4 protein-coding genes are annotated in these 5,445 nt (G+C 38.0%); all 4 read left to right on the top strand.

Annotated elements, in window-relative coordinates; translation table 11 throughout:
* Nucleotides 1-24 precede the first annotated feature (24 nt).
* The 4 genes from AB8P06_RS20505 to AB8P06_RS20490 all read left to right on the top strand — a co-directional run bounded on the left by AB8P06_RS20505 (nucleotide 25) and on the right by AB8P06_RS20490 (nucleotide 5,295).
* Nucleotides 25-1,188: a hypothetical protein gene (locus AB8P06_RS20505; RefSeq protein ID WP_369844493.1), complete on the top strand. Its 1,164-nt coding sequence runs from the start codon at nucleotides 25-27 to the stop codon at nucleotides 1,186-1,188.
* A gap of 11 nt (nucleotides 1,189-1,199) precedes the next feature.
* Nucleotides 1,200-1,772 (top strand): hypothetical protein, encoded by a 573-nt coding sequence (locus tag AB8P06_RS20500; protein ID WP_369844491.1) that lies wholly within the window; start codon nucleotides 1,200-1,202, stop codon nucleotides 1,770-1,772.
* A 75-nt stretch (nucleotides 1,773-1,847) separates the two neighbouring features.
* The gene (locus AB8P06_RS20495; RefSeq protein ID WP_369844489.1) at nucleotides 1,848-4,343 is read left to right on the top strand and encodes an ATP-dependent Clp protease ATP-binding subunit; all 2,496 of its coding nucleotides are present in this window, start codon (nucleotides 1,848-1,850) and stop codon (nucleotides 4,341-4,343) included.
* An 85-nt stretch (nucleotides 4,344-4,428) separates the two neighbouring features.
* Nucleotides 4,429-5,295: a lytic transglycosylase domain-containing protein gene (locus AB8P06_RS20490; protein ID WP_369844487.1), complete on the top strand. Its 867-nt coding sequence runs from the start codon at nucleotides 4,429-4,431 to the stop codon at nucleotides 5,293-5,295.
* Nucleotides 5,296-5,445: the final 150 nt, after the last annotated feature.

The following is a 5,445-nucleotide window of genomic DNA, read 5'->3' as shown; positions in this document are numbered from 1 at the left end:
AGAGAAATCTAAAAATTACTAGACATGGGTAAGGAAACTTATGTAGGTGGAGATATCATAGAAACTACGGGCGGAAACAATCTTGCTTATGCGAAAGAAAATATAGTAAACTCCTCCGGGGAACATGTGGCTCAGAAAGGAAAAGAAAGCGGAGTGACGTATGGAGAACGTAAAGAAGCCCCTAAAATTGAAACCGAGAAAATCGGGGAAGCTTATATCATAGTAGTAGGAACCCAAAGCCATAGAAGTGATGCTTCTGCCAGCAAGCCCTGGAACCTGTTCAGAGAAGTAGGAGAAGGAAGTAAGCTGATGTTTGTCCATCAGGCCCTTCGAAGAATGAGATTGAATAAAGGAATAAAATTCGATTTTTTATTATGTGTCCGTGATTATACGGATAAACAGAAAAAAGCAATAAAAGATGCCGTGGAAAATATGTATGGTGGCAAGTATGTAGAAATAACAAGTGCTCAACAGGTTATCAATTACATTAATACGGCAGATGAAAATAATACCGCATCCATAGCAAAAGCCAGGACAGAGAAAAAAATAAAGCAATTATTATTTTACAGCCATGGAGTTGTTGGAGAAATCTCTTTAGGTTTAGCTCCGGCAGGTATTGATATCACCGAATATTCATTTGAAAAAGAAGAGGCTGCAAAATTAAATAAAGAAGCATTTTTAGGAGGCACCAATATTTACCTTTTTTCCTGTAGAGCGGGAATAGGCAATTCCGATATTGATAGGACAATCTACATAGATAAAGAGGGTAATAAAGCAGACCCGAACAACAGATATAATATCCTGTCATCTGAAAGCATAGCACAAAAGATAGCCAACTCAACAGGAGCTACCGTTTATGGATATCTCAGAAGAACAGATTACGAGAAAACCCTTTTTACCAATGATGAATTATGCTTTTCAGACTATATGAAAGCAAGGGCCAAACAACAGCAGGAAGTAAAAAATAAAAGATGCTCCAGTACCTATCAGCATTTACTCGATCAGGATTATAAATTAAAAGAAGAAGAAGTTGCAAGATGGAAAGCCTGGCAGGATATTGAATCAAACATGAAGAAAATAGATGATGCCTGGTTTGATCCTGATGGCGCAAGACATAATGTGGAAGCCGCTCCAAGTCCGGAAGGAGTACCCGCAGAGATGAAAACATTTATACCACAAAAACAATGAAAAATAAATATATGAAAATAGGGATTGTAAGTATTTTTATAATATTGTTAGGTGTTTTTGCAAAAAAAATAATTATGGAAAATGAAATATGTAAAACAGAAAATGGGTATGAAATTATAGGCTTTGGCGGAAAACCTGTTAATATAGACGATAAAATAAAAAAAGAAAAATGTAAATGCATTACGGAATCTTTATTATTTAACCCCAATCCTAAAAAATTCAGTCCGGAGCAACTGACCGAATTAAGAAATGAATTACCTGGATGGGCATCAAAAAATATAAAAGATTTTTCTGAAAATGACAAAAAGGAATTAACTGATATATTAAAATTAGAGGATGCGGAATTGCTTAAAAAGTTTGAATACCAATTTTCTTATTTCGGTAAACCTGCTTCAGAAGAAATTCCCGTATACATATTTAAAATAAAATCCATACCGGCATATTGTCCTAATTTTTCGGATGAATATGCTGTATATGGTAAAAAAGATAAATTTGGAGTTGAGCTTTATCCGCTAAAAGACAAACCGGATTATCCCAAAATTGAAAATAAAGACTGGGCAAAAACAGAGCTGGGAAGAGACTAGCCTGTTTTTTGCTGTAAACCAAAAAGAGACCATTAATAATCAAAGAACACAACACATATTAATAAGAAATTTTAAATGGGAGTACTAGTAACCAACGAAACAGTAAAACAGCTTTTTCATATTGCACAATCCATCGCAAGGGAAAATTATAACGGAACCTATGGCGGGCCACATATTTTACAGGCCCTGATGCATAAAGATATAGGGCTTAATGAATTCCTGAAAAATATAGATAAAGATCCCGGATATTTCTATGAATGGGCCGATGTGCGTATCGAAGATTACCCGAAAACAACCCATCTTCCGGATGAAGTGGGAGCGGATGAGTCGGTAGATCAGCTTATTGAAGAAGCAGATGACATAAGATTAAAATTAGGATTGGATGAGGTTACTCCTATCTGTATACTGACTGCTATTGTAAAACCTCAGGTTGTTTTTTCATTGCAGCAGCTGAAATCATTACCGCTCAGAGAACATGAAATATTCAATCTGTACAGAAAAGATACCCCTTATGCAACCTCGGAGAACGGAGAATTTGCGTCTCTTTTTTCCAATGGTTCAGATTTTTCAGATTCCTCCTTTCCGTCAATCAAAAACTATTGTGTAGACAGAACTGCTGAGGCAAGACAGGGAGCGCTGGAAAATATTATCGGAAGAGACAAAGAATTGAGAATGCTTGTCGAAATCCTTTGCCGGAGAAGCAAGCCGAATGTGATCATCATCGGTGAGCCCGGAGTAGGTAAAACTGCATTAGTAGAAGGTTTTGCCATTGAAATTACAAAAGGAAATGTTCCGGAAATGCTTAAAAATGCTACCCTTTTAGAACTGGACACGGGCGCTTTACTTGCAGGAACTTCCTATAAAGGGGAAATTGAAGACCGCCTTAAAAAAGTAATCAATGAATGCAAAAAAATTGAAAAAGCCATTTTATTCATTGACGAAATACACACTCTTTTAGACCCAAAAGGAAGCATCGGAAACGTAGCCAATCTTCTTAAACCCGAACTGGCAAGAGGAGAAATTACCGTAATCGGGGCAACAACTCAGGAAGAATATCGTAAAATTATAGAACCTGAACAGGCTTTCAACCGTCGTTTTGAAGTCCTTACAGTTAACGAACCGGATGAGAAAACCTGCGTAAAAATGATTGATGTGCTCCTCGAAGGTTATAAAAAACATCATAACATTGAAGTGGAGAAAACAGCGCTGCCGGAATGTGTACGTTTGGCAAAACGGTATGCAAAAGGTAAAAAACTTCCCGATGCAGCAATTGATTTGCTTGACAGAACGATGGCTGCGATAAAAATGCTTGATGAGCTTTCAGAAAAAGAGCTGGAAAGCTGGAAAGAAAGCTATGAAGCCATATTAAAAGAAGAATTTACAGATAACAAAGATAAAGCTGACGAACTGATCTGGACTTATAATTTGTTAAGAGATAAAATAAGCCCGATTTTGTGGGGTTCATTAAGTGAGCAGCCTGCAATTGACAATTCAATGCCCGTAGATCAGATCCAGAAGATCATTGATGATACCTACACCGAGTTGCTTCAGCATGCCTCAACAAAAAGAGAAAAGGTTGACCGGCTTGAGCTGGCCGCTGTAATGGCTGCTAAAACCAATATCCCAATCGGTAAAATCCAGGCTCAGGAAAAAGAAAAGCTCCTCAATATGGAATCTCTTCTGTTAAATCGTGTTGTAGGTCAGGATCATGCCCTGAAAATCCTTTCAGATGCAATTGTAGAAAACCGAAGCGGACTGAATAAACCGGGACAACCGATTGGATCTTTCTTCCTGCTCGGACCTACAGGAACCGGAAAAACCGAATTGGCCAAATCAATGGCCGAATTGCTGTTCAATGATGAAAAAGCAATGGTACGTTTCGATATGTCCGAATTTAAAGAAGAACATTCAGCGGCATTATTATACGGAGCGCCTCCGGGATATGTAGGATATGAAGAAGGCGGAATGTTGGTCAATAAAATCAGACAACAGCCTTATACCGTTGTTTTATTTGACGAAATTGAAAAAGCGCATCATTCCGTTTTTGATGTATTCCTGCAGATTATGGATGAAGGAAAAGTTCATGATAAGCTTGGAAAAGAAGGTGATTTTAGCAATGCTTTAATTTTGTTTACCTCCAATATCGGAAGTGAGGAAATTGTAAAACAGTTTGAAGAAGGCAATGTTCCGGCATCATCCTCATTGATGCAGATTATGTCCAATTCAGGAAGGTTCAGACCTGAATTTTTAGCCAGGATTACAGAAATTATTCCATTTGCACCGATCACAGAATCGATTGCAGAAAGGATCTTTAATATTCAGTTAAAATCACTCCATACCTCATTAACGAGATTGGGGATGACTTTATCTATCAGCGATGAAGCTGTGAAAAATCTTGCTTTGGGAGGTTTCAGCAGCAAATACGGAGCAAGACAGATTTCCGGTGTGATCAGAGCACAGTTGGCAAGGCCAATCTCAAAAATGATTGTAAGGGAAGAGGTAAAAACCGGCCAGGCCATACATGTGGATTGGAATAAAGAAGAAGAAAAACTAACATGGAAAGTTGAGTAAATTTTAATAAAAAAGTTCATTTTTTTAGAATGTGTTTATTTTATTAATTTTATGCTTAGAATAATTGAATGATTAAATAGTTAACATGAAAATCAATTTCAAAAATATTTTAACAGTGCTCCTGTTGGCTACCACTCATTTTGTCAGTGCACAGTTTCTCTCTGCATCAGACACTTCTGAAAATAGTGTGCGACGATACAGGAATATCATTGGCTCCAATAAAGTGGTGGTAGATTTTATTGAATACTCACTGGTACAGAAAGGATTGCCGAGACATTTGAGAAATCTTGCACTTATAGAATCAGGTTTTGACAGAAGCCAGGTTTCGGGAGCCGGAGCAGCAGGTGTGTGGCAGTTTATGACGGCCCATGCCAATCAGTACGGGCTTTCCGAACAGAGCCGCTCAGATTTGTACAGAAGTACAAAAACTGCGATGATCTCTTTAACCCAGCTGTATAAAAAATACAATAACTGGGTAACGGTAGTCGCTGCATACAACTGTGGAGAAGGAAATATAGCCAAAGCCATGGAGGCGGCAGGATCTTCACAATATCACATTTTCTGCAAATATTTACCTGCAGAAACCATTAATCACGTCAAAAAGTATCTGAATGCCTGCTATGCAACAGGAGAATTGGAAAGTGTATTAAGCAACTATAACTCTTCACGAATGAATACCGTTTTCTTCGTGAACGGCGGCAGTAAAATAGACAATGATCCGCTGGAGCAGACAGATATTAATGCAGGTTTTAATCTGGATATCGTTGCAGACGAATTGAAACTGGATATGGATAAACTCTTATCCTGGAATCCCGGAATTACAGAAGAACTTCAGACAAAAGGTGTAAGTACATTGTATTTACCCACAGATCTTATGCCCGATTTTTTACTGAGAAAAAACAAAATACTTTCCCGGTCAATAAAAGCGGGAGCCACAGCAAATACCAAATAACAATCATCTAAAAAGAGGTAACATGAAGACAGAATTACAAGATATAATAAAAAATCCTTCTTTCCGTCCGTCGCAGAATGCCGACGGAGTATCGGAGAGCCACCATATGGGCATCAACCGTCTGGTCAAACTATCCCTGGTGATAGAAGG

The organism is Chryseobacterium tongliaonense, assembly GCF_041224435.1.
Lineage (GTDB): Bacteria > Bacteroidota > Bacteroidia > Flavobacteriales > Weeksellaceae > Chryseobacterium > Chryseobacterium tongliaoense.
The sequence above is the reverse complement of the archived record's forward strand: the minus strand, read 5'-3'. Positions and strand labels throughout refer to the sequence as shown.